Source organism: Rhizobium sp. 18055 (assembly GCF_902706285.1).
GTDB lineage: Bacteria > Pseudomonadota > Alphaproteobacteria > Rhizobiales > Rhizobiaceae > Rhizobium.
On record NZ_CACSKD010000007.1, the window covers coordinates 269245 to 288439 of the forward strand.

The 19195-nt window shown below is 59.9% G+C and carries 16 protein-coding genes, 1 tRNA gene and 2 pseudogenes; 13 read left to right on the plus strand and 6 right to left on the minus strand.

All coding sequences use genetic code 11. The features are described 5' to 3' along the window. Positions 1-11 precede the first annotated feature (11 nt). From GVL52_RS15070 to GVL52_RS15080, 3 genes are all read left to right on the plus strand, one after another. Positions 12-824, plus strand: coding sequence for an ATP-binding cassette domain-containing protein (locus tag GVL52_RS15070; protein ID WP_160008463.1), 813 nt, complete (start codon positions 12-14; stop codon positions 822-824). 140 nt (positions 825-964) lie between these two features. Beyond that, positions 965-1041: transfer RNA gene (locus GVL52_RS15075), tRNA-Arg, on the plus strand. Positions 1042-1512: 471 nt separating this feature from the next. After that, complete coding sequence (locus GVL52_RS15080; RefSeq protein ID WP_160008465.1) at positions 1513-2949, plus strand: DUF1254 domain-containing protein; 1437 nt, start codon at positions 1513-1515, stop codon at positions 2947-2949. 370 nt (positions 2950-3319) lie between these two features. On the opposite strand, the pseudogene GVL52_RS30900 reads toward GVL52_RS15080, so the two are convergent. The 3 genes and pseudogenes from GVL52_RS30900 to GVL52_RS15090 all read right to left on the minus strand — a co-directional run. After that, a pseudogene (locus tag GVL52_RS30900) lies at positions 3320-3466 on the minus strand (transposase); the annotation flags it as partial. A 135-nt stretch (positions 3467-3601) separates the two neighbouring features. Beyond that, positions 3602-4579, minus strand: coding sequence for an HAD family phosphatase (locus tag GVL52_RS15085; RefSeq protein ID WP_160008467.1), 978 nt, complete (start codon positions 4577-4579; stop codon positions 3602-3604). Between the two features lie 54 nt (positions 4580-4633). After that, positions 4634-4903: a hypothetical protein gene (locus tag GVL52_RS15090; RefSeq protein ID WP_160008469.1), complete on the minus strand. Its 270-nt coding sequence runs from the start codon at positions 4901-4903 to the stop codon at positions 4634-4636. A gap of 348 nt (positions 4904-5251) precedes the next feature. On the opposite strand from GVL52_RS15090, the gene GVL52_RS15095 reads away from it, so the two are divergent. The 7 genes and pseudogenes from GVL52_RS15095 to GVL52_RS15125 form a co-directional block, all read left to right on the plus strand. After that, on the plus strand, positions 5252-6922 hold the full coding sequence (locus GVL52_RS15095) for an arylsulfatase (RefSeq protein ID WP_160008471.1): 1671 nt from the start codon (positions 5252-5254) through the stop codon (positions 6920-6922). Positions 6923-7187: 265 nt separating this feature from the next. Continuing rightward, positions 7188-9116: a mechanosensitive ion channel family protein gene (locus tag GVL52_RS15100; protein ID WP_160008473.1), complete on the plus strand. Its 1929-nt coding sequence runs from the start codon at positions 7188-7190 to the stop codon at positions 9114-9116. After that, the gene (locus tag GVL52_RS15105) at positions 9113-11380 is read left to right on the plus strand and encodes a multiheme c-type cytochrome (protein WP_160008475.1); all 2268 of its coding nucleotides are present in this window, start codon (positions 9113-9115) and stop codon (positions 11378-11380) included. The genes GVL52_RS15100 and GVL52_RS15105 overlap by 4 nt, the downstream gene beginning before the upstream one ends. A gap of 121 nt (positions 11381-11501) precedes the next feature. Further along, entirely contained in the window at positions 11502-13337 is a 1836-nt protein-coding gene (locus tag GVL52_RS15110) for an adenylate cyclase (RefSeq protein WP_160008513.1), read from the plus strand. Between the two features lie 320 nt (positions 13338-13657). Beyond that, entirely contained in the window at positions 13658-14467 is an 810-nt protein-coding gene (locus GVL52_RS15115) for a transporter (RefSeq protein WP_160008477.1), read from the plus strand. A 39-nt stretch (positions 14468-14506) separates the two neighbouring features. After that, positions 14507-15298, plus strand: a complete 792-nt coding sequence (locus GVL52_RS15120; RefSeq protein ID WP_160008479.1) for a hypothetical protein — start codon at positions 14507-14509, stop codon at positions 15296-15298. Positions 15299-15316: 18 nt separating this feature from the next. Next, a pseudogene (locus GVL52_RS15125) lies at positions 15317-15430 on the plus strand (alpha/beta hydrolase); the annotation flags it as partial. 277 nt (positions 15431-15707) lie between these two features. Here the strand turns inward: GVL52_RS15125 and GVL52_RS15130 are convergent. Further along, positions 15708-15896 (minus strand): hypothetical protein, encoded by a 189-nt coding sequence (locus GVL52_RS15130; RefSeq protein ID WP_160008481.1) that lies wholly within the window; start codon positions 15894-15896, stop codon positions 15708-15710. A 299-nt stretch (positions 15897-16195) separates the two neighbouring features. Here GVL52_RS15130 and GVL52_RS15135 point away from each other — a divergent pair, with 299 nt between their 5' ends. Further along, the gene (locus tag GVL52_RS15135; protein WP_160008483.1) at positions 16196-16813 is read left to right on the plus strand and encodes a GNAT family N-acetyltransferase; all 618 of its coding nucleotides are present in this window, start codon (positions 16196-16198) and stop codon (positions 16811-16813) included. A 3-nt stretch (positions 16814-16816) separates the two neighbouring features. On the opposite strand, the gene GVL52_RS15140 is transcribed toward GVL52_RS15135, so the two are convergent. Next, positions 16817-17476 (minus strand): hypothetical protein, encoded by a 660-nt coding sequence (locus GVL52_RS15140; RefSeq protein WP_244619178.1) that lies wholly within the window; start codon positions 17474-17476, stop codon positions 16817-16819. A 231-nt stretch (positions 17477-17707) separates the two neighbouring features. On the opposite strand from GVL52_RS15140, the gene GVL52_RS30410 reads away from it, so the two are divergent. Continuing rightward, the gene (locus GVL52_RS30410) at positions 17708-17869 is read left to right on the plus strand and encodes a hypothetical protein (RefSeq protein ID WP_200847827.1); all 162 of its coding nucleotides are present in this window, start codon (positions 17708-17710) and stop codon (positions 17867-17869) included. 198 nt (positions 17870-18067) lie between these two features. On the opposite strand, the gene GVL52_RS15150 is transcribed toward GVL52_RS30410, so the two are convergent. Further along, positions 18068-18730 (minus strand): GNAT family N-acetyltransferase, encoded by a 663-nt coding sequence (locus GVL52_RS15150; protein ID WP_160008485.1) that lies wholly within the window; start codon positions 18728-18730, stop codon positions 18068-18070. A 147-nt stretch (positions 18731-18877) separates the two neighbouring features. Here GVL52_RS15150 and GVL52_RS15155 point away from each other — a divergent pair. Further along, positions 18878-19195: GntR family transcriptional regulator (locus tag GVL52_RS15155; RefSeq protein WP_160008487.1), on the plus strand; the 318-nt coding region annotated here is incomplete at its 3' end.

Here is a 19195-nt window from a genome sequence, read left to right on the forward strand (position 1 = left end):
GGAGTCCTGACATGACTGATCAACGCACTCCCCAGAACGAGACCAAGGCCAGCAATGCGCCGCTCGTCGAGCTGAAGAACATCTCGATCTCGTTCGGCGGCATCCACGCCGTCGACAATGCCTCCATCGACCTCTACCCCGGCGAAGTCGTCGCCCTTCTCGGCCATAATGGCGCCGGCAAATCGACGCTGATCAAGATCCTCTCCGGCGCCTACAAGCGCGACAGCGGCGAGATCCTGATCGAGGGCGAACCGGCCGACATCCGCAACCCGCGCGACGCCAAGAAATACGGCATCGAGACGATCTACCAGACGCTCGCCGTCGCCGACAATGTCGACGCCGCCGCCAACCTCTATCTCGGCCGCGAAATCCGCACCAAGTGGGGCACGCTCGACGACGTCGCCATGGAAGCCTCGGCCCGCGAGGTGATGGGGCGCCTGAACCCCAACTTCCGCCGCTTCAAGGAGCCGGTAAAGGCGCTCTCCGGCGGCCAGCGCCAATCGGTGGCGATAGCCCGCGCCATCCTCTTCAACGCCCGCATCCTGATCATGGACGAGCCGACGGCAGCGCTGGGGCCGCAGGAAACCGCGCAGGTCGGCGAACTGATCAAGCAGTTGAAGAAGGAAGGCATCGGCATCTTCCTGATCAGCCACGACATCCACGACGTCTTCGACCTCGCCGACCGCGTCTCGGTGATGAAGAACGGCCAGGTGGTCGGCCACGCCCGCACCGAGGATGTCACCAAGGACGAAGTGCTCGGCATGATCATCCTCGGCAAGGTCCCGCCCAAGGCCATCCCCGGCCCCGGCGCCATGCAGGTATGATGCGGCTCTGACGCAACGATGCTCAGCCATCGAAGTCCGCCGCTCACAAGAACGGCGGACTTTTCATTTTGGTGATTGATGCCGGCCACAAGCTAGGCTAAGAACCACCCATCGGACGGCGATTCAAACCGCCAAGGCATGCACCCGTAGCTCAGCTGGATAGAGTGTTGGATTCCGATTCCAAAGGTCACAGGTTCGAATCCTGTCGGGTGCGCCATTTTTCTTTATGTCCATTCCTGACACATGCAGGCCGTTCTGCTGCGGGTGACCTGGCTTGATGCGCTCGATCGCGATCCCCAGCCTCAGCCACCAGACGGAAAGCTTCGACAGATTGTAGAGGCCGTTGACGGCTGCAACAAGTAGGTTGATATCGATCCAGCGTACGCGTGTAGTCCAGCCTCAGGACGCGCACGGTCACGGCAAAAGCTGGCGCTCTCACCACGATCCGGGCAGCGAACAACTTTTTACCCGAAGAATACGCGGGCGATGAGTTCGCATTTGCTACGCGCCACGTCGGCATGCGCGGCAGTGATTTCGGTTGATCTGCGCATTCGAGAATAACCTTTTGTTGTACTTTCTGCTGAATATCTGGTTGTATTAGTATGTTCTAATTTCACGGCTGACACAGCCTGACATTGGCAAAGGGACGGTTCAGGCCCTGGAGAGACCATTTTCTGTGGAGGGGAATATGAAAGTCACACGTCGCACCGCATCGATCGGCGCTCTCGGCCTGCTTGCCGCTAGTTCGCTTTCACCGGCACACGCCTTGGATGATCCACTCCTCGATCCCTTTGAGGGAAAAAGTGATTTCTGGCTCGCGGTCGAGGCCTACATCTACGGCTACCCGCTGGTCACCATGGAGATGACCCGCCGCGTCATCACCAATGTCGCCAAGGTTGCCGGCACCAAGGGTCCGATGGGACAGATCATCAAGCTCCGGGAATATCCGAACGCGTCGTTCACCGACGTAACGGCACCGAATGCAGATACGCTTTACACGACCGCGTTCGTCGATGTCGGCAAGGAGCCCTGGGTTCTCTCTATCCCGGAAATGAAGGATCGATACTACCTATTCCCGATGCTGGACGGCTGGACAACAGTATTCCAGGTTCCCGGAAAACGCACGACGGGCGGCGAATCGCAGACATATGCGATCACCGGACCCGGATGGGAAGGCAAACTTCCGGACGGTGTCACGGAGTATAAATCGCCGACCGGTATCGTTTGGATTCTGGGCCGTATCTACTGCACCGGAACGCCCGAGGACTACAAGGCGGTTCATGAGCTGCAAGACGCGTGCAAGCTGGTGCCCTTGAGCAGCTATGGCAAGGACTGGAAGCCATCGGTCGGCAAGGTCGATCCGAAGATCGACATGAAGACGGCCGTACGCGAACAGGTGAACCGTATGGACGCCGTCGAGTACTTCACCTTGCTTAGCGAACTTATGAAGACGAACCCGCCGACCGCGGATGACGCACCGATGGTCGATAAGATGGCTGAAATCGGCATCGTCCCCGGAAAGGATTTCGACAAAAGCAAACTGGACGCCCATTTCGTCAAGCGCATCCCCGAGATCGCCGTCGGCCGCATCATGCTTCACTTCAAGTTCAGCGATGGCGATATCGCAGACATAAACGGCTGGGGCTATACCACCAAGACGGGCATTTATGGGACCAACTATGTGCAACGGGCACTGGTTACGGCGATCGGCCTTGGGGCGAACCGACCGGAGGATGCCGTCTATCCGACGTCGAGCAAGTCCAGGGACGGACTTTTTTCTCGTGCCTATGCGGGGTCCGAGGACTATGTCCTGACGTTTCCAAAGGGACAGACGCCGCCGGTAAAGGGCTTTTGGTCGATAACGATGTACAACGAAAAGTACTTCTTCGTCGATAATCCGATCAACCGGTACTCCATAAGCGCACGACAAGACCTGAAGCCCAATGCCGATGGATCGATCGACATATACATCCAGAACAAGTCGCCCGGCACCGACAAGGAATCCAATTGGCTACCATCACCCAAGGGCAAGTTCATCCTGATGATGAGGCTTTACTGGCCCGACGACAAATCGCCTTCGATACTTGATGGGTCGTGGACAATACCACCTGCAAAGAAGGTATGATGGTACGGTAGATAGCAGGCCGGCATGCGTCGAGAATCTCGATGCGGGTGATTGCCCGCCCTCGTTCGGCGCTGCGCTGCTCGGGGTCGATGAGGGTGCCAAACGCCGGACCTGCCGCTGCGAGATCGCGTCAGCAACGACAGAGAGATTCACGGAAGACACCATGCCATGTATTCCGTCGAATGCTACTTCTGCCTCGCCCCTCTGCTTGACGCGTTTTAGAGCGCTCTGTTCGAACGACGCTCCGAATAGAGTGCCCTCGGAATGGATGAACACCATGGTCGATGTCTTCGGATATCCGAACCTGTGCGACCCGGATCGCCGACCTTACCGGGCACAAGAGCTGCAATCCTCGACCATTGCGCCTCGTTCGAAGTGACGTCTTGCGTCGGCGGCCTCGCAGTGGCTGCGATGGCATGAAGGGCTCGATCATGCTCCATTCCCGATCCGTCATGTCACTTGCGTAGCGCATCCGGCTTCTGTCATGGTGACGCCGGGTGAAGGGTGTCCACGCCATTTGATCTCTCCGTATTTGTCGCAAAATACAAAGAATCTGATTGCCGCCCTTCACTCAACCCCGCGCATTCATCGCCATTCTTGGGCAGACACTCAGGTCGGACATCCCTACCTGGGCCGCTGCGGGATGCTGCGCCTAATTCCCCGAACTCCAGATGTTCTTCCAGTCGGCCTTCATGTCGACCACGAGCCAGTTGCGAAGCTCAGCTTCGTTCAGGGCCTTGTCGAGTTTTCCGAATGCTGACGTCCGATCGTACTGATATTCACGGACGCTGTCTGTGTGATGAACGATCATCGCAAAGCCGTGCTGCGGGCCTTCGGTCGTCCAGCGCAGCATTTCGTAGTCCCCGTCCGAGTTGCCGGCGACGAAGACCGGGCGGCGACCGATGAACTTGTTGATGCCCACCGGCTTTCCGGGTCCGTCATTGACAAAGTCGATTTTGGGGAGCCGCCTAAGCACCGGAACGTCGTCAACAATCGCGAACTTGGTCTCGATGGTGCTGCCGATCACCTGTTCCGGAGGGATGCCGTAGGTGGCTTGCGCGATCGGCCTCATGAACTCGACGCCGCCGCCTGACACGATGTAGGTCTTGAAGCCGTTCGCCCTTAGATAGTCGAGCAGCTCCCGCATGGGCAGATAGGTCATGTCGAGGAACCGCTTCCCGGTCTTCGGGTGCTTGGCGGTCGAAAACCATTCGCTCACAATCGTCTCAAACTCCGTTGTCGTCATCCCCGCATGGGTGGCCACGACAAGTTCTGCCACGCCCCTCGGGCCGCTTTTCGCAACGGCTCCCAGATCTCCTGCCAAAACCGACTTGAACGGTTCCTTCGCCTTCCATTCGGGATGCTGGGGCGCAAGCAGCTTTACCCGGTCTAGCGCGAAGGCGAGCTGGACGTAGTACGGCTGCTCCGGCCAAAGCGTGCCGTCGTTATCGAAGACGGCGATGCGCTCCTCCGGCTTGATGTAGGCCGGGCCGGCTTCGCTGGTTGTCTTCTGGACAAAGTCGATGATGGCCTGCCTCGACGTGCCGGCGTTCCACGATGGCAGATCCTGTGCGCCTGCGAGCATCGGGATGCAGAGCACGACGAGCAACGCGCGGATGAAAACGACCATGACAACTACTCCTTCGTTTGATGGGGACTTGCTCTGTCTCAGGCTTGATCGGCATCATTTCGGGCGCCGTGGAAAGGGTATGACTGCGGCATTGTCGAGCACGCCTCGAATTTCGGCTCGAAGGTTTTCCAACAGCTCGACGGCTTCAGCATGACGTGCGTGTCTCTTCAAATCTGACGACGTCTCCCAATAGACCCGCAATGCATCGGCTGTGGCGAAGTCGTTGCACAACTCTCGAAAATCACCGTCGCGCGCGGCAAGATCGTTGATCAGGGTTGCGCGGTTGGGAAAGCACGATTTGGCAAAGCCGGTGTCGCACTCCATGGCGGCTCCTTCCGGTCGCCGTTCACGGCGACGACCTGCAGCATTATGGCAGCTTAGCGCAACGGGCTCCCTCTGGATCGTATGTTACCGTAACAACCGTCTCCTGCACCGGCAGCCGAGATCTCCTCGCTTGTAACCTACGGTATGTTACTGTCCCGGCGCGCCGCCAAGGGCCATACTCCAGCCCGTCACCCCCGCACACTGAAGGGCGCTACGCGGGCCGACGCCGTGATGCAGCAAAAGCTTCGTCATCGGCCTTACAAACATCCGCCTTTCACAGCTCGTCACATCCAGTCAAAGCCAAGTCCGGATCGCTTCCGCGGCCGGATGCAAACGGAGGAAATGAGAATGAGCAGCGGATCAATTCGATACGGCCTGGCCACGCTTGCTGCCACAACGTTGTTGTGGGGTCAGAACGGCGTCGCGCAGGCTCAGGATGCCCAGAAGAAACCGAACATCCTGTTCATCGTCTCCGACGATACAGGTTATGGCGATCTCGGCCCCTATGGCGGCGGCGAAGGCAGAGGAATGCCGACGCCGAGCATAGACAAGCTCGCCAACGATGGCATGACCTTCTTCTCGTTCTACGCGCAACCGAGCTGCACACCCGGCCGCGCCGCAATGCAGACAGGGCGAATTCCGAACCGCAGCGGCATGACCACCGTTGCCTTCCAGGGACAGGGCGGTGGCTTGCCGGCGGCGGAGTGGACGCTTGGGTCCGTGTTGAAGCGTGGCGGATACCACACCTATTTCACCGGAAAATGGCATCTGGGCGAAGCAGACTACGCACTGCCGATCGCTCAGGGCTACGACGAAATGCGATATGCCGGCCTCTACCACCTGAACGCCTACACCTACGGCGATCCGACCTGGTTCCCTGATATGGACCCCAAATTGCGAGCTATGTTCCAGAAGGTGACAAAGGGCGCTTTGTCCGGCAAGGCCGGTGGGGCCGCGACAGAAGATTTCAAGATCAACGGACAGTACGTCGATACGCCGACGATCGACGGCAAGGAAGGGGTCGTCGGAATCCCGTTCTTTGATGGATACGTTGAGAAGGCGGCGCTGGGCTTTCTGGATGAAGCCGCCAAGAAGCCGGACGAGCCGTTCTTCATCAACGTCAACTTCATGAAGGTTCACCAGCCGAACATGCCGGCACCCGAGTTCGAACACAAATCGATGTCGAAAAGCAAATACGCCGACTCGATCGTCGAACTCGACACGCGCATCGGTCGGATCATGGACAAACTGCGTGAAACAGGAATGGACCGGAACACGCTGGTCTTCTACACGACGGACAACGGTGCCTGGCAGGATGTCTATCCGGACGCGGGCTACACTCCGTTTCGCGGCACAAAGGGGACCGTGCGCGAGGGCGGAAACCGTGTTCCTGCAATCGCCGTCTGGCCCGGAAAGATCAAGCCCGGTTCCAAGGACCACGAGATCATCGGCGGCCTCGATCTGATGGCGACGTTTGCCGCCGTGGGTGGCATCCCTCTTCCCGACAAGGATCGCGAAGACAAGCCGATCATCTTCGACAGCTATGACATGACCCCCGTCCTGACCGGCTCGGGACCGTCACCTCGCACGGAGTGGTTCTACTTCACAGAGAACGAACTGTCGCCCGGCGCTGCACGCGTTGGCAACTACAAGGCCGTTTTCAACCTTCGTGGCGACAATGGCGAGCAAACCGGTGGTCTTGCTGTCGATTCAAACCTCGGATGGAAGGGGCCGGAGAAATACGTTGCAACTGTTCCGCAGGTTTTCGACATCTGGCAGGATCCACAGGAGCGCTATGATCTCTTCATGAACAACTTTACCGAACGCACATGGACGATGGTGACGATCTCGGAGGCGATCAAGAACCTGATGAAGACCTACGTGGAATACCCGCCACGCAAGCTGCAAAGCATGACCTACACGGGACCGTTGACAATTTCGAACTACCAGCGTTTCCAATGGATGCGGGAGGAACTCAAGACCGGAGGCGTCGATATTCCGCTGCCGACTGGCAACTAGACGACCGTTGGCTCAGATCACTGGAAAATGGGCTTTGCCGCATCGAATGCGGCAGAGCCCATTTCGGGCCAACAGACTGCGAGCGCCACCCGTACGCCGGTCGTTCCAGCAGCCAGATGGATCGCCATGCGCATTCCGCGGGTCGATGCCGAGCTTGCGCAAGATCAATGTGAACGCACCAAACCTGCTTTACGCTGTTCGAAGAAGGTGATCGGCACGAGAGCGTCATCCCATCGACGCCAAGCATTCAAAGGAAGCAATCAGCATGAGATGGCTTTTCGCAGTCATTGTTCTGTTGGTGACGGCGACGGCGTCCTTCCCGCAGACACCTCCATCGCAACAAAAGGTCGATGATCTCGTCAGGCTCCTCCAGGATCCAGAGGTTCGCACATGGCTTGAGACGCAGAAGGCCCAAGCTCCGGGCCGCGCAGAGGAGACCGAGGTCGACGTCACAAAATGGGAGGCAAAGGCAAGGGTGCGGATCGGCGGCATCGTCGGCGCGATCCCCCGCATACCGGCTGAAGTCTCGGCTGCGGTGGCCCGCGTTCGACAGGACGTCGTCAACGGCGGATATGCCAGCTTACTCTTCGTTCTCAGCGGACTGGTCTCGATCGGCGTGATTGCGGAGTTTCTGTTCACCCGCTATCGGCGGCAGCGAGCAACGGCAACGGCGACGGCCGGGCGCCTGCTGCCCCTGGTTGTTTTCGGGGGCGTTATGGCCGTCGTGTTCTTCGCCGTGGAATGGCCACCCCTCGCCCGCATCGTTCTCTTCGTCTCGCTTGTTGCCATCGTCGGGTATCGCTTCGCATCAGCCATCATCGGCCTCGCCGCCGAGCGGCCCGCCGTTGGCAGGCGTCTAAGACTGTTTTGCGCCGGAGCCATTGTAGCGGTCTCCGCCGCAGTGCTGAGCCGTCCCCTCCTGATCGATCCGTCCGTTTCATCGGCCATCTCCTACTGCTTCTCCCTCGTTCTTCTGCTGCTGGCCCTTGAGAGCGTTTGGTCGGTGTCGGAAAAGTCGTCGCGCACCAAGATCGGCCTTACAATCTTCATTGTTGCCTTGTGGGCGCTCTGGTGCGTCGGCCTCACGGGCCTCTTCTGGTTGGGCGTCTACACCCTTGTTCTGCCCGGCCTTCTCAGGGCGATCGAAAGCGCTGCGTTGGAGGCGATACCGTCAGAGGCCAACAGCGTTCGGCGGGTACTGGTTGTTCGCGGGAGTCGCGCCATTGTCGTGCTTGCCGCTGTCGGATGGATAGCTGCCACATGGCATTTCAATCCGAACTCGATTGCCCGCAGCGATCCGACGCTCACCGTCATTTCCTACGGCCTCTTAAAGAGCGTCGTCGTGCTTCTGATGGCGGACTTCGCCTGGCACCTGATCCGCGCCTGGATTGCCCGGATGCTTGCGGCGTCCCCCGAAGGGGCCGCACTCCTGCCTGCGGAAGCCGCGCGAAGGGGTCGAATCCGGACGCTGCTGCCAATCTTCCGCAACGTTGTCGCTGTCGCTGTTGGTGTCGCAGCAGTCCTGATCATACTTGCGCAACTCGGCGTCGAGATCGGCCCTCTTATTGCAGGGGCTGGCATTTTCGGTGTCGCCATCGGCTTCGGGTCGCAGACGTTGGTCAAGGATGTCATCAGCGGGGTGTTTTACATGCTGGACGACGCCTTCCGCGTAGGCGAGTACATCCAGGCGAAGACCTACAAGGGAACGGTGGAAGGGTTCAGCCTTCGCTCCGTTCGCCTTCGCCATCACCGCGGGCCGGTGTTCACGATCCCCTTTGGAGAACTCGGCGCGGTGGAAAATATGAGCCGTGACTGGGTGATCGACAAGTTCAGGATCTCCGTCGCCTACGACACGGATCTCAACGTGGCCCGCAAGATTGCAAAGAGCATCGGTGCAGAGCTGAAGGCCGATCCAGAACTTGGCCCTCTGTTCCTCGAACCACTGAAGATGAAGGGCGTGGAAGAATTCGGTGACTACGGCATCGTGCTGAGTTTCGCGATGACCACCGTGCCGGGTCAGCAGACCTATATCCGCAGGAAAGCCTACGCAATGATCCGCGAGGCATTCATCAAGAGCGGTATCGAGTTCGCAACGCCGAGCGTCCATGTCGGCAACGACGACAGGAATGGTGCAGCCGCCGCGTCGGCGACAATCGTCGACATTCGCAACAAGATGCAGCAGGCGCCAGAATGATCTTCGCGCGCGCCAAACACCTTCGGATCGTTCTCCTGGTCTGCTCGATTGCCAGTGTGCCGGCTACTGCCAGCGCCGAACATCGGGAAGCTGACGATCCAAGGATCGCCATCCACGAGGGTTTCGCCGAGGAGTCAAAATGCGGGAGCTGCCACGCCGATCAGGTCGCAGCGTTTGCGAAGTCCAATCACGCCAAGGCCATGGCGGCGGCAACCGAAGGGACCGTCCGAGGCGACTTCAACGATGTTCAATTTCAGCGCGACGGCGTCCAGGCCAACTTTTTTCGCCGTGACGATCGCTACTTTGTTCGCACAGAAGGCCCGGACGGGAAGCCAGCGGATTTCAAGGTCACGTACACCTTCGGCTATGAGCCGCTTCAGCAGTATCTGGTCGACATCGGCGGCGGACGACTGCAGGCTCTCGACATCGCCTGGGATACCAACAAGCGTGAATGGTTCTGGCTCGGCGAAGGAACCGCAGCGAAGCCCGGTAGCACCTATCACTGGACAGGGCCTTTCTACCGCTGGAACCGGACCTGCATCGACTGTCATTCGACAGATCCAGAGGTGAATTTCGATCCCACGACCTTCGAATACAAGTCGACATACGTCGCAACCAGCATCGGCTGCCAATCCTGCCATGGCGGCGCGGCCGAGCATGTCGCCTGGCAGACCTCGCAGACCTCGCAGAAAACCGCGCCTGATCCCGGCATGCCCAGGCTCGATGCGACTGCCTGCTTCGGATGCCATTCGCGCAGGGTGAAGATGCTTGATGGCTTTGGTCCGGGAAAAGCGTTCCTTGATCACTTCTCTCCTGAATTGATCGATACCGACCTCTACTTTCCCGATGGCCAGATCCGCGACGAAGTCTTCGAATATGGTTCCTTCCAACAGAGCAAGATGGCGATGGCCGGAGTGACCTGTCTTGACTGTCACAGCGCACATGAGGGCACTGTGAAGGCTGTCGGGAACGCTCTCTGCACCCAGTGCCATACGCAGGCGCCGCCGGAACGCTTCGCTCAATTCAAACCTGGCGACAATTTCGACACGCCGGCCCATACCCATCATCCGATTGGCTCGACGGGCAGCCACTGCGTGAACTGCCATATGCCGCAGCGTACCTACATGAAGGTGGACCCACGGCGCGACCACTCGATGGTCATTCCCCGCCCAGAGCTATCTGCGACCTACGGCACGCCGAATGGATGCACCTCCTGTCATGAGGGTAAGACCAACGCATGGGCGGCGGAAACCATGGATAGCTGGTATGGCACGGGCTGGCGGAGACGCCCAACCATTGCCCATGCTTTCGCGGGCGCCGCCAAAAGCGACCCGGCATCCATCGCAGCCCTGCGAGCGCTCGTTGCAGACGACAAGCAGTCGGGCATCGTAAAGGCGAGTGCCATCGCCGCGATGACGCAGGTGGCTAGGCAGGACGTCGCTCCCGACGTCAAGGCAGCGGCGGGAAGTACCGATCCACTCCTACGCCTCGGATCTGCGAAGGCCGCTGCAGATCTCCCACAGGAGCGGCGTCTTGAAGCTGTCGGTACCCTGCTCGGCGACCGCTACGGTTCGGTCCGCGTAGCGGCCATAACGGCACTGAGCGCGACGCCGTCCATGGAGTTCCTCGGCGACAGCCGCCGTTCGTTTGACGACGCCGTCAAGGACCTGCGTGCCTACGTCGATGCAAACGCAGACTTCGCGGAGGCTCAAACCAGCTACGGACTTTTCCTGTTCGGACAGCGACGAGCGCAGGACTCGGAAAAGGCGTTTGAGCAAGCCATAGCGCTCGATCCCGCGCTGTCTGGCGCTCGGGCCAATCTTGCTGAACTTTATCGTGCGACCGGTCGGAACCAGAGATCGGAGGAGACCTATGCCGAGGCGATCACGATCGCACCCGAGAATGCCGACCTCCGTTACGGTCATGCGCTGGCCCTTGTCCGACGCCAGGCGCTATCGGTGGCGATAGACGAACTGCGCGTGGCTGTTCGTCTGGCTCCGGAAAATGCACGCTATCTCACAACCCTCGCCATTGCCCTTGATTCCTCTGGCGGTACGCAGGAGGCATTCACGCTTCTTGCGCAGGCCGAAGCCGGGGGCGCGACGGACGCCAGCCTGCTTCAGACCGGTATCCAGTTCGGACTGAAGCTCCATCGGTACCCAGAGACGCTGAAGCTTGCCGAGACCTATGCGCAGGTTCAACCGGAAGACGCCCAAATTGCAGATCTCATCCGCCAGTTGCGATTCGCCACAGGCGGGAAATAGCGATCAGCTGACATCTGAAGACGCGCATACACAATGGCCATGGACGCGGATTACCTGAAATATTAGATTGCATTCGCAATTGTTAATAAAATTTCTGGTAGTGAAAGTGGGAGCACCCGCCATGCAGACTTTAGGACCAGAGAGCAGCTCTGAAGCGAAGCGCTCGCCTCCGTGTAACGAACAAATCCGCGCACAGCTCGAACGGGTTCTGACGAGCAAGGATTTTCCCGGCTCTGGCCGATGTGCCGCGTTTCTGACTTACGTCGTCGAAGAGGTTCTCGCCGGGCGCGGCGGGCGCATCAAGGGATATACGGTGGGCGTCGATGTGTTCAATCGGACCGAGACATTCACACAGGACGACCCCGTGGTCCGCATCGAGGCCGCCCGCCTGCGCCGCTCGCTTGAGCGCTACTACTTCACCGCTGGGCGAGATGATCCGATCCGGATTTCCATTCCGAAGGGTGGCTATGTGCCGGCGTTTCTTTGGGTAGAAACAGCCATACCCGCACGTGGCGACAGCCAAATAAATCTTGATGAAGGCGTGGTAGGCCAGCCACTGGATAGAATGGGGCCGCGGGTCGCATGGATGATGGCCGTGGCCTGCGTCACGTGCCTTTCGGCCGGCCTCACGCTCGGATTCTGGGCACTCGGAAGATCCCATGAAGACGAGCAGCCATTGCCGCCGAGCAGGACATCGACGCTCCCCGATGGTCCCACGCTGGTGATCGCACCATTTGCAAATCTCGGTGACGGCCCGAACGCAGAACTCTACACGCAAGGCCTGACCGAGGAGCTCTTGACAGCGCTTCCCCGGTTCCGCGAGATCAGGGTGTTCGGACGCGAGACCTCCAAGTCTCTGGCTCCCGAAGTTGCACCCATGCAGATCCGTGGCGAACTCGGCGCGCGATACCTGCTGGCAGGAGGCGTTCGGGTCTCCAACGACAAGGTGCGGGTGACGGCCCGGCTTCTGGATACGGCCAGCGGCGCGATCCTGTGGTCACAGATCTACGACGAGGATCTTCGCAGCCGCCAACTTTTCGTGATCCAGTCGGACGTGGCGAACAAGGTTGCCACGGCGGTCGCCCAGCCCTATGGGATCATCGCGCAAGCGGATATCGCAAACCCGCCGCCCGACGACCTGGGCGCCTATGCCTGTACCCTTCGCTACTACGCCTATAGAGCGGAGCTAAGCGCAGAACGCCATACCAAGGTCCGGGAATGCCTGGAAGACGCCGTGTTAAATCATCCGTTCTTTGCCACGGCCTGGGCGATGCTCTCGACCATTTACCTCGACGAGGATCGGTTCCATTTCAACCGGAAAGCGGACCCGTCCTCCCCAATAATGCGCAGTCTCGCTGCGGCCCGGCGCGCCGTCCAGCTAGATCCAAGCAGCACCCGCGCACTGCAGGCATTGATGACGGCGCTGTTCTTCAATGCGAAGGTGGAGGAGGCCTTGAAAGCCGGCGAGCAGGCCCTCTCCACAAATCCCAACGACACCGAATTGCTCGCCGAGTTCGGGACGCGGCTGGCAATGGGCGGCGAATGGCAACGCGGCGCGGCGCTGCTGGATCGCGCGCTTCTGCTGAACCCCGGCGGCGCCGGCTACTACCATGGCATGAGAGCGCTTGCGGCCTTCATGCTCCACGACGACAAGACGGCTGTCGCGGAGATCCAGCGGGCCGACTTGCAGAAGTTTCCGCTTTTCCATGCAATCGCCGCCGTGGTCTATGCCGATGCCGGTATGATCGAAGAGGCACGGCTTGAGGGTGAGCAGCTCGAGAGGATGCGCCCGGATTTCATGCCAAACGTCGTAGCTGAACTCAACGCCCGCAATTTCCAGCCACGAGACCAGGCTCATATGATCGCGTCAGCAAGAAAGGCCGGACTGACAGTGTCCGCTGAAGCACAGGCCGCCATCACTTTGGCAATGGAAGCCTCTGGCCTTCCGCCGCGCTGACACGACTGCCAATGTACCCGACGGTATTGCCAGATCAGACCAGCCGTGCGCACCAGGCGCATCGACAGTAAAGCGACTATTCCGTTCTCTTCCAGCTGCCGTTGCCTGACAAGGTTCCTCGCCGCTCCCGCTTCTACAGGGTGTCCAACGCGTCGCGAATGTGACGTTTTCCTGCAACAGGTTCACACCGAAAGCGCGAAAGAGGAGATGGCGCAACGCGCCCTGTCAATATCGCGTTGACCACTACCTGTCTTTGAGTTCAGATAACCGTAATTCACGGTAAGGTTGACGCAGTGCGATTGCTTGGAGGGCGGTTGCCGATGAAGCCCAGTTCCGCTTGCACCCCGATCGTTTTGGCAGCATTGCTGTCGATATACAGCACGCATGGCGCGAATGCCCAATCGAGCGAAGAGCTCGCCAAAAAATTATCCAACCCCATCGCCTCCCTTATCAGCGTGCCTTTTCAGGCAAACTACGACCATGGTTACGGCTCTGAAAACGGCGACAAGGCGACGATAAACATCCAGCCCGTGATTCCGTTCTCGATCGACGAGGACTGGAACCTGATTTCCAGAACCATCCTCCCCGTTACATCGCAGCACGATATCGCCGGGCCGAGCGCAACCCAGTTCGGTTTGGGAGACACGGTGCAGAGCTTCTTCCTGTCGCCTGCCAAGCCGACCGAAAGCGGCATTGTTTGGGGCGCTGGTCCGGTCTTCCTGCTTCCAACGGCAACCGATGCGTTTCTGGGAAGCGGAAAATGGGGGGCGGGTCCGACCGCAGTATTGCTGAAGCAGGATGGCCCATGGACCTTGGGTATCCTGGCAAATCACATCTGGTCGTTCGCCGGGCAAAGCGACCGCAGCGACGTCAGTTCTACATTCCTCCAGCCCTTCGTCTCGTACACCACGAAGTCCGCCTGGACCTTCGCCCTGAACACCGAGTCGACCTACGACTGGGAGAGCGACGCGTGGGCGGTGCCAATCAACGTCACGGTCTCGAAGCTGGTGACGATCGACAAGCAGCATATCAGCCTAACGGCCGGCGTTCGATATTGGGCTGCTGCACCTGACAACGGCCCGGACGGCCTGGGCTTCCGCGTTGCAATGACCTTCCTTTTTCCAAAGTAGCATCAGAACCGGGGGCGGTTCATAGAGGGGAATGACGGTATGAAACATCACCTAGTCTTCGTAGCCGGTCTTTTGGGCGCGGCGATCGCTGTCAGTGCAGCAAATGCAGCGGACCCGTTGGCGCCGCTGGCGCCTGGCGCAACGCCGGTCGAAACCCCGAGCGGTTGGACCATCACTGTCGCACCTTACTTCTGGGCGGCTGGAATGAAGGGAGACATCGCCCAGTTCGGATTGCCGCAAGTGCACGTGGACGCACGTTTCAGCGACATCCTGGACAACCTCGATTTTGCGGCGATGGCTGTCGGAGAAGCCAGATACGACCGCTACTCGATCTTCAGCGACATCATGTACACCAAGCTCTCGAATTCTGCGACCACACCGAACGGCGTCGTCGCAGACGACATCGAGGTGACATCGAAAACCTTCGCTGGATTGATCGGCGCGGGGTATTCGGTAATTGACGGACCGAATGGTCGGCTCGACGTCGTGGGCGCGGTCCGGCTCTGGTCGACGGAGACGACGATCTCGTTCAGCGGAGGACTGCTCGGCGGCGTTGAGAGAAACGACTCGGCAACGTGGGCAGACGCCCTCGCGGGCCTCAAGGGCAACTACTTCCTCACACCGAACGTCTACCTGACGGGCTGGGCGATGGCCGGTGCTGGCGGAGCGGACCTGGATTGGGATGTCATGGGCGGCGTTGGCTACAAGTTCAACGACAGGATCTCTGCCGTCGCGGGCTATCGTGCCCTGGGCGTCGATTACAGCAACGACGGCTTCGTATTCGACGTCGTCCAGCAGGGACCGATCATCGGCGTGGCAATCCACTTCTAGAGTTCGCAAACGACGACGTCGGAAGGGGGGCATCCTCTCTTCACCCTCGTCGTCTCAAGAGACGATCGTGCCTTGGCGTTCTCACGTCGCGTTTCGGGAGACATCCCGCGCCTTGGCGCGATCGACCCTGAGCAGTCGTTGTTCGCCTCTATGGACTGAGAACATTCAGCGATGATCTGCACATTGAAGCGGTACGCACGAAGGCCTCATTTGACGAAGATCATATTCGAAGCGCACGGACTTATCACCGTGTGAAGCCTGCAGGGGAGGCCAGCAGCACGAACAGGCTGATCGGAACCGTCGTGACCGATGCTGCCAAACGCAACCGGCAGCGAGCACCGACTACCGTATAGCCCAGCCGAAGCGCTTGCTGGAACGCGCAGCCTGAAACGACCCCGAAGCGCCGCACTCAGTCGGTCTTCGGCGGAGCGGCCGCGCCCCCGGCGCCCTCGGCCGCACCCGGATCCTTCTGTTGAAACGCCCTTTCCTGGCCGGCAGCCATGCGGTTCCACCAGGTGTTTGACAGGACTGGCGCCGCTAAAGCGCCGTCATGCGGATTGGGCTTGATGACGTCGCGGATGGCGACCGTCGCTGGCATCCGCGCTTGCCATACCCTCTCCGCTGCAAAAGATCGCGAGGCATGCCCCGCGGATGCGGCGGCAATGACCAATGAGGCGAGCGATACTGTCCGAAGGCACATCATGAGCATTCATCCAGCCGGGGAAATGACAGTCTAAGGCCGAAAGACCTCCCAAGGGAAGCACTCGCTGAGGTCGAGCCTGCAAAAAATGCTGCCCACCCCGACTGCCGATCAGCCACGCCGCGGGCGCGCGCCAAATGGCTCTTTACGGCAACAGGCTGCTCGACTATCCCATGCACATCGGAGGAGCTCCTGAGATGAAGACCAACCCGCCTTTGCCCATGGGCTACTCGCCACTGCCGGCTGGAAAGCTTGCCAATGTCGTGACCTGCCTTGAGATGCGCGAGCGGCCGCAGGTCGTCGTCCCCTCCCCTGGCGCCTTGGCATTCGAACGCTGGCGCGCGCCCGAACTCGACGATTACCGCAAGCTCTTTCGTGACGTCGGTGAGAACTGGCTTTGGGTGTCCCGCCTCGTCATGGACGACGAAAAACTTGGCGCCATCATCCACCATCCCGATGTCGAGATCTATGTCATCCGGATGGAGGGCCGCAGGATCGGCCTTTTGGAACTCGACTTTCGCATATCAGGTGAATGCGAACTGGTCTTTTGCGGTCTGGTTGCGGATGCGATCGGGCAAGGTGCCGGGAAGCTGCTGATCACTCAGGCAGTCGCCCGCGCCTGGGACCGGCCGATCGAGCGGTTCTGGCTGCACACCTGCCACTTCGATCACCCTTCGGCAATGCTGTTCTATCGCAAGGCCGGGTTCCAGCCCTATGCATTCCTGGTGGAAGTGATTGACGATCCGCGTCTCTCCGGCCATCTCCCGAAAACGGCAGCCCCGCACGTTCCGCTCCTTGACGCCCAGATCGGCTGAACGTCAACGATCGTAGCGGCGCCTCATCTCGGAAGCGGCAAACGGCAGGGCCGCGGTGGCAACGGCACCCAGCGGCAGACGTCGCAAAAGGCGCGTCGCCAGAAAGGTGAATGCCATGGCGCCGGCAAGCTTTGCCCAGGGATAGTCGCCGAGCTGCGCGTGGGCGCTGGCATCCGCCCACTTTGCATTTGCGCTGACGACGGTTCCCGCCTGCTCCTTGATCACCTGGAGGCGGGCCCGCAGATTGTCGATCTCGTCCTGGAGCCGTCCGATCGATCCGTCCTCGTCAGGCGCGTACTCTTCATCAACCACATAGTCGACCGGCGGCATGGGCATCTCTTCTTCCGCGGGCGCATCGGCCGCAAGGGCCTCGAGGTGATCGTTGAGCGCAGCCTCGGTGTCCAGACCACGAGGCTTTTCACTGGCTTCAACACTGTCGGCGGCCATGGCCGCAGCCGGGGACGCCGCCACAGATGGATGGTCGCGAAGCTCTTCGGAGCCGATAAACACATCGGTCTCCCCTGCCTTGTGATCAGGATGGGAAACCTCGACATCAACCGTGTCGGAAAGCTCCAGGGCCTGATCGGCGTTCATGATGCCGACAGCGACGCGGCCGTCCTCGGAGGCAACGGTAACCTCGACGATGGGGGACTTCTTTTTCATGCAATTCTCCTTTGCCAGGAAAACACCTTTCGGAGTCGATGGGTTCCATAGCCGTCCATCAATTTTGCCGGCATCGATTGTTAGGGTCGCGTTTGTGCAGACGACCTGTTACAGCATCGTCTCTAGAACGAGACCGCTCCAATCCCCATATGTCTTTCGACCGCGGGGCGGGTCCTCTGATGGATCCCTATTCATCTTCCGCGCAAACACACACCATGATTGGAGACCAAGATGGCTCAAGCCAAAGAAATAGCCGCGTCCGAAGGGCCCTACAATGCGATCACGCTCGCCAAGAAGCACCGCATTTCGGTCGAAGACGCAAAGCAGATCATTGATCAGTACGGCACCGACCGCAAGTCCGCCGACAAGGCAGCACGCCGCATCGCCGCCTGAACAACACCCTGACAAACACAATGCAGCGGCCGCAGAGATCGGCCGCTGCATGATGTGAATACGTCCTGATCCTGGCGCGGCGACCGAAAATAGTCGCTGGATTTCAAACCCTTGCGACGCAACCTGGATTCAAGCTGCGAGCCGGTTCAAGCGTTTTGGAAAGCCGGACGCCCCCCACCCCAAACACCCGGGCAACCCTCAGTCAAAGCGCAGCTTGTGCTTCTGCAGCCCGGCCGCATCGAAATTCTCCGCATCCAGCCATGCCTCATAGCCGGCCTTCAGCCGCGGCCAGTCTGCATCCGTCATGGCAAACCAGGCCGTATCGCGGTTTTTCCCCTTGGCGACCATATGATGGCGGAAGATGCCTTCGAAGGTGAAACCGAAGCGCTGGGCAGCGCTCTTCGATGGCTCGTTGAGATTGTTGCATTTCCATTCGAAGCGGCGATAGCCAAGCCGATCGAAGGCATGGCTGGCGAAAAGATAGAGTGCTTCGGTGGTGATGCGCGTGCGCGCAATCGCCGGTCCCCACAAGATGTTGCCGATCTCGATGACGCCGTTGGCGGTATCGATCCGCATCAGCGCCTGCCGCCCTTCGGCCCGGCCGCTGCGCTTGTCGATCACCGCAAAGAACATCGGGTCCGGCGACACTGCCGCCTTTTCGAGCCACGGCGTGAACGCGGCAAGATCGGCAGGCGCGTCCTCGAACAGGTAGCGGAACCGATCGTCGGCACCCGGCTGTTGCGCCGAGGCCAGCAGATCACGTCCGTGGCGGCCGGCATCGAGCGGCTCCAGCCTGGTGTAGCGCCCTTCGAGCGCCACGCGGTCCGGACGCTCCACGCCCTTCCAATTTGAGAGGTCCATCGAAATTCCTTGTCGTCAACGTGAGAGAATCAGGTGCCAAGCGCCGGCACTGGTTTGCCATTTTGCAGCCGCTCTGTTTTTCGATTAAAGAGGTCTGCTGTATCCATCCACTTTTGCCATTTCCGGCAGACCACTCGGCGAGACCAGATGCCACCAGCAACAGCCGCATGGCTCCCGATAGATCGCACGGCAGGCGATCTCGAAGGCCAGATCTACCGCGAGATGCGCGAGCGCATCCTTTCCGGCCAGATCACCGCCGGCCAGCGCCTGCCATCGACGCGCACGCTGTCGCGGTCGCTTGGGCTTGCGCGTTCGACCGTGGTCAACGCCTATGAACGCCTGAAGGCAGAGGGGTATCTAGAAGCAATGACGGGGTCGGCAAGCCGTGTCGCCGCACTCTCCATGTCGCCTTTCGGCGAAAGGCCAGCACCGCCCGCCTCCACCCCTGTCTCTTATACACAGCTG

Coding starts and splice junctions, on each gene's coding strand:
- GVL52_RS15070 (WP_160008463.1), top strand. CDS start 12: ATGACTGATCAACGCACTCCCCAGAACGAGACCAAGGCCAGCAATGCG.
- GVL52_RS15080 (WP_160008465.1), top strand. CDS start 1,513: ATGAAAGTCACACGTCGCACCGCATCGATCGGCGCTCTCGGCCTGCTT.
- GVL52_RS15085 (WP_160008467.1), bottom strand. CDS start 4,579: ATGGTCGTTTTCATCCGCGCGTTGCTCGTCGTGCTCTGCATCCCGATG.
- GVL52_RS15090 (WP_160008469.1), bottom strand. CDS start 4,903: ATGGAGTGCGACACCGGCTTTGCCAAATCGTGCTTTCCCAACCGCGCA.
- GVL52_RS15095 (WP_160008471.1), top strand. CDS start 5,252: ATGAGCAGCGGATCAATTCGATACGGCCTGGCCACGCTTGCTGCCACA.
- GVL52_RS15100 (WP_160008473.1), top strand. CDS start 7,188: ATGAGATGGCTTTTCGCAGTCATTGTTCTGTTGGTGACGGCGACGGCG.
- GVL52_RS15105 (WP_160008475.1), top strand. CDS start 9,113: ATGATCTTCGCGCGCGCCAAACACCTTCGGATCGTTCTCCTGGTCTGC.
- GVL52_RS15110 (WP_160008513.1), top strand. CDS start 11,502: ATGCAGACTTTAGGACCAGAGAGCAGCTCTGAAGCGAAGCGCTCGCCT.
- GVL52_RS15115 (WP_160008477.1), top strand. CDS start 13,658: ATGAAGCCCAGTTCCGCTTGCACCCCGATCGTTTTGGCAGCATTGCTG.
- GVL52_RS15120 (WP_160008479.1), top strand. CDS start 14,507: ATGAAACATCACCTAGTCTTCGTAGCCGGTCTTTTGGGCGCGGCGATC.
- GVL52_RS15130 (WP_160008481.1), bottom strand. CDS start 15,896: ATGCCAGCGACGGTCGCCATCCGCGACGTCATCAAGCCCAATCCGCAT.
- GVL52_RS15135 (WP_160008483.1), top strand. CDS start 16,196: ATGAAGACCAACCCGCCTTTGCCCATGGGCTACTCGCCACTGCCGGCT.
- GVL52_RS15140 (WP_244619178.1), bottom strand. CDS start 17,476: ATGAAAAAGAAGTCCCCCATCGTCGAGGTTACCGTTGCCTCCGAGGAC.
- GVL52_RS30410 (WP_200847827.1), top strand. CDS start 17,708: ATGGCTCAAGCCAAAGAAATAGCCGCGTCCGAAGGGCCCTACAATGCG.
- GVL52_RS15150 (WP_160008485.1), bottom strand. CDS start 18,730: ATGGACCTCTCAAATTGGAAGGGCGTGGAGCGTCCGGACCGCGTGGCG.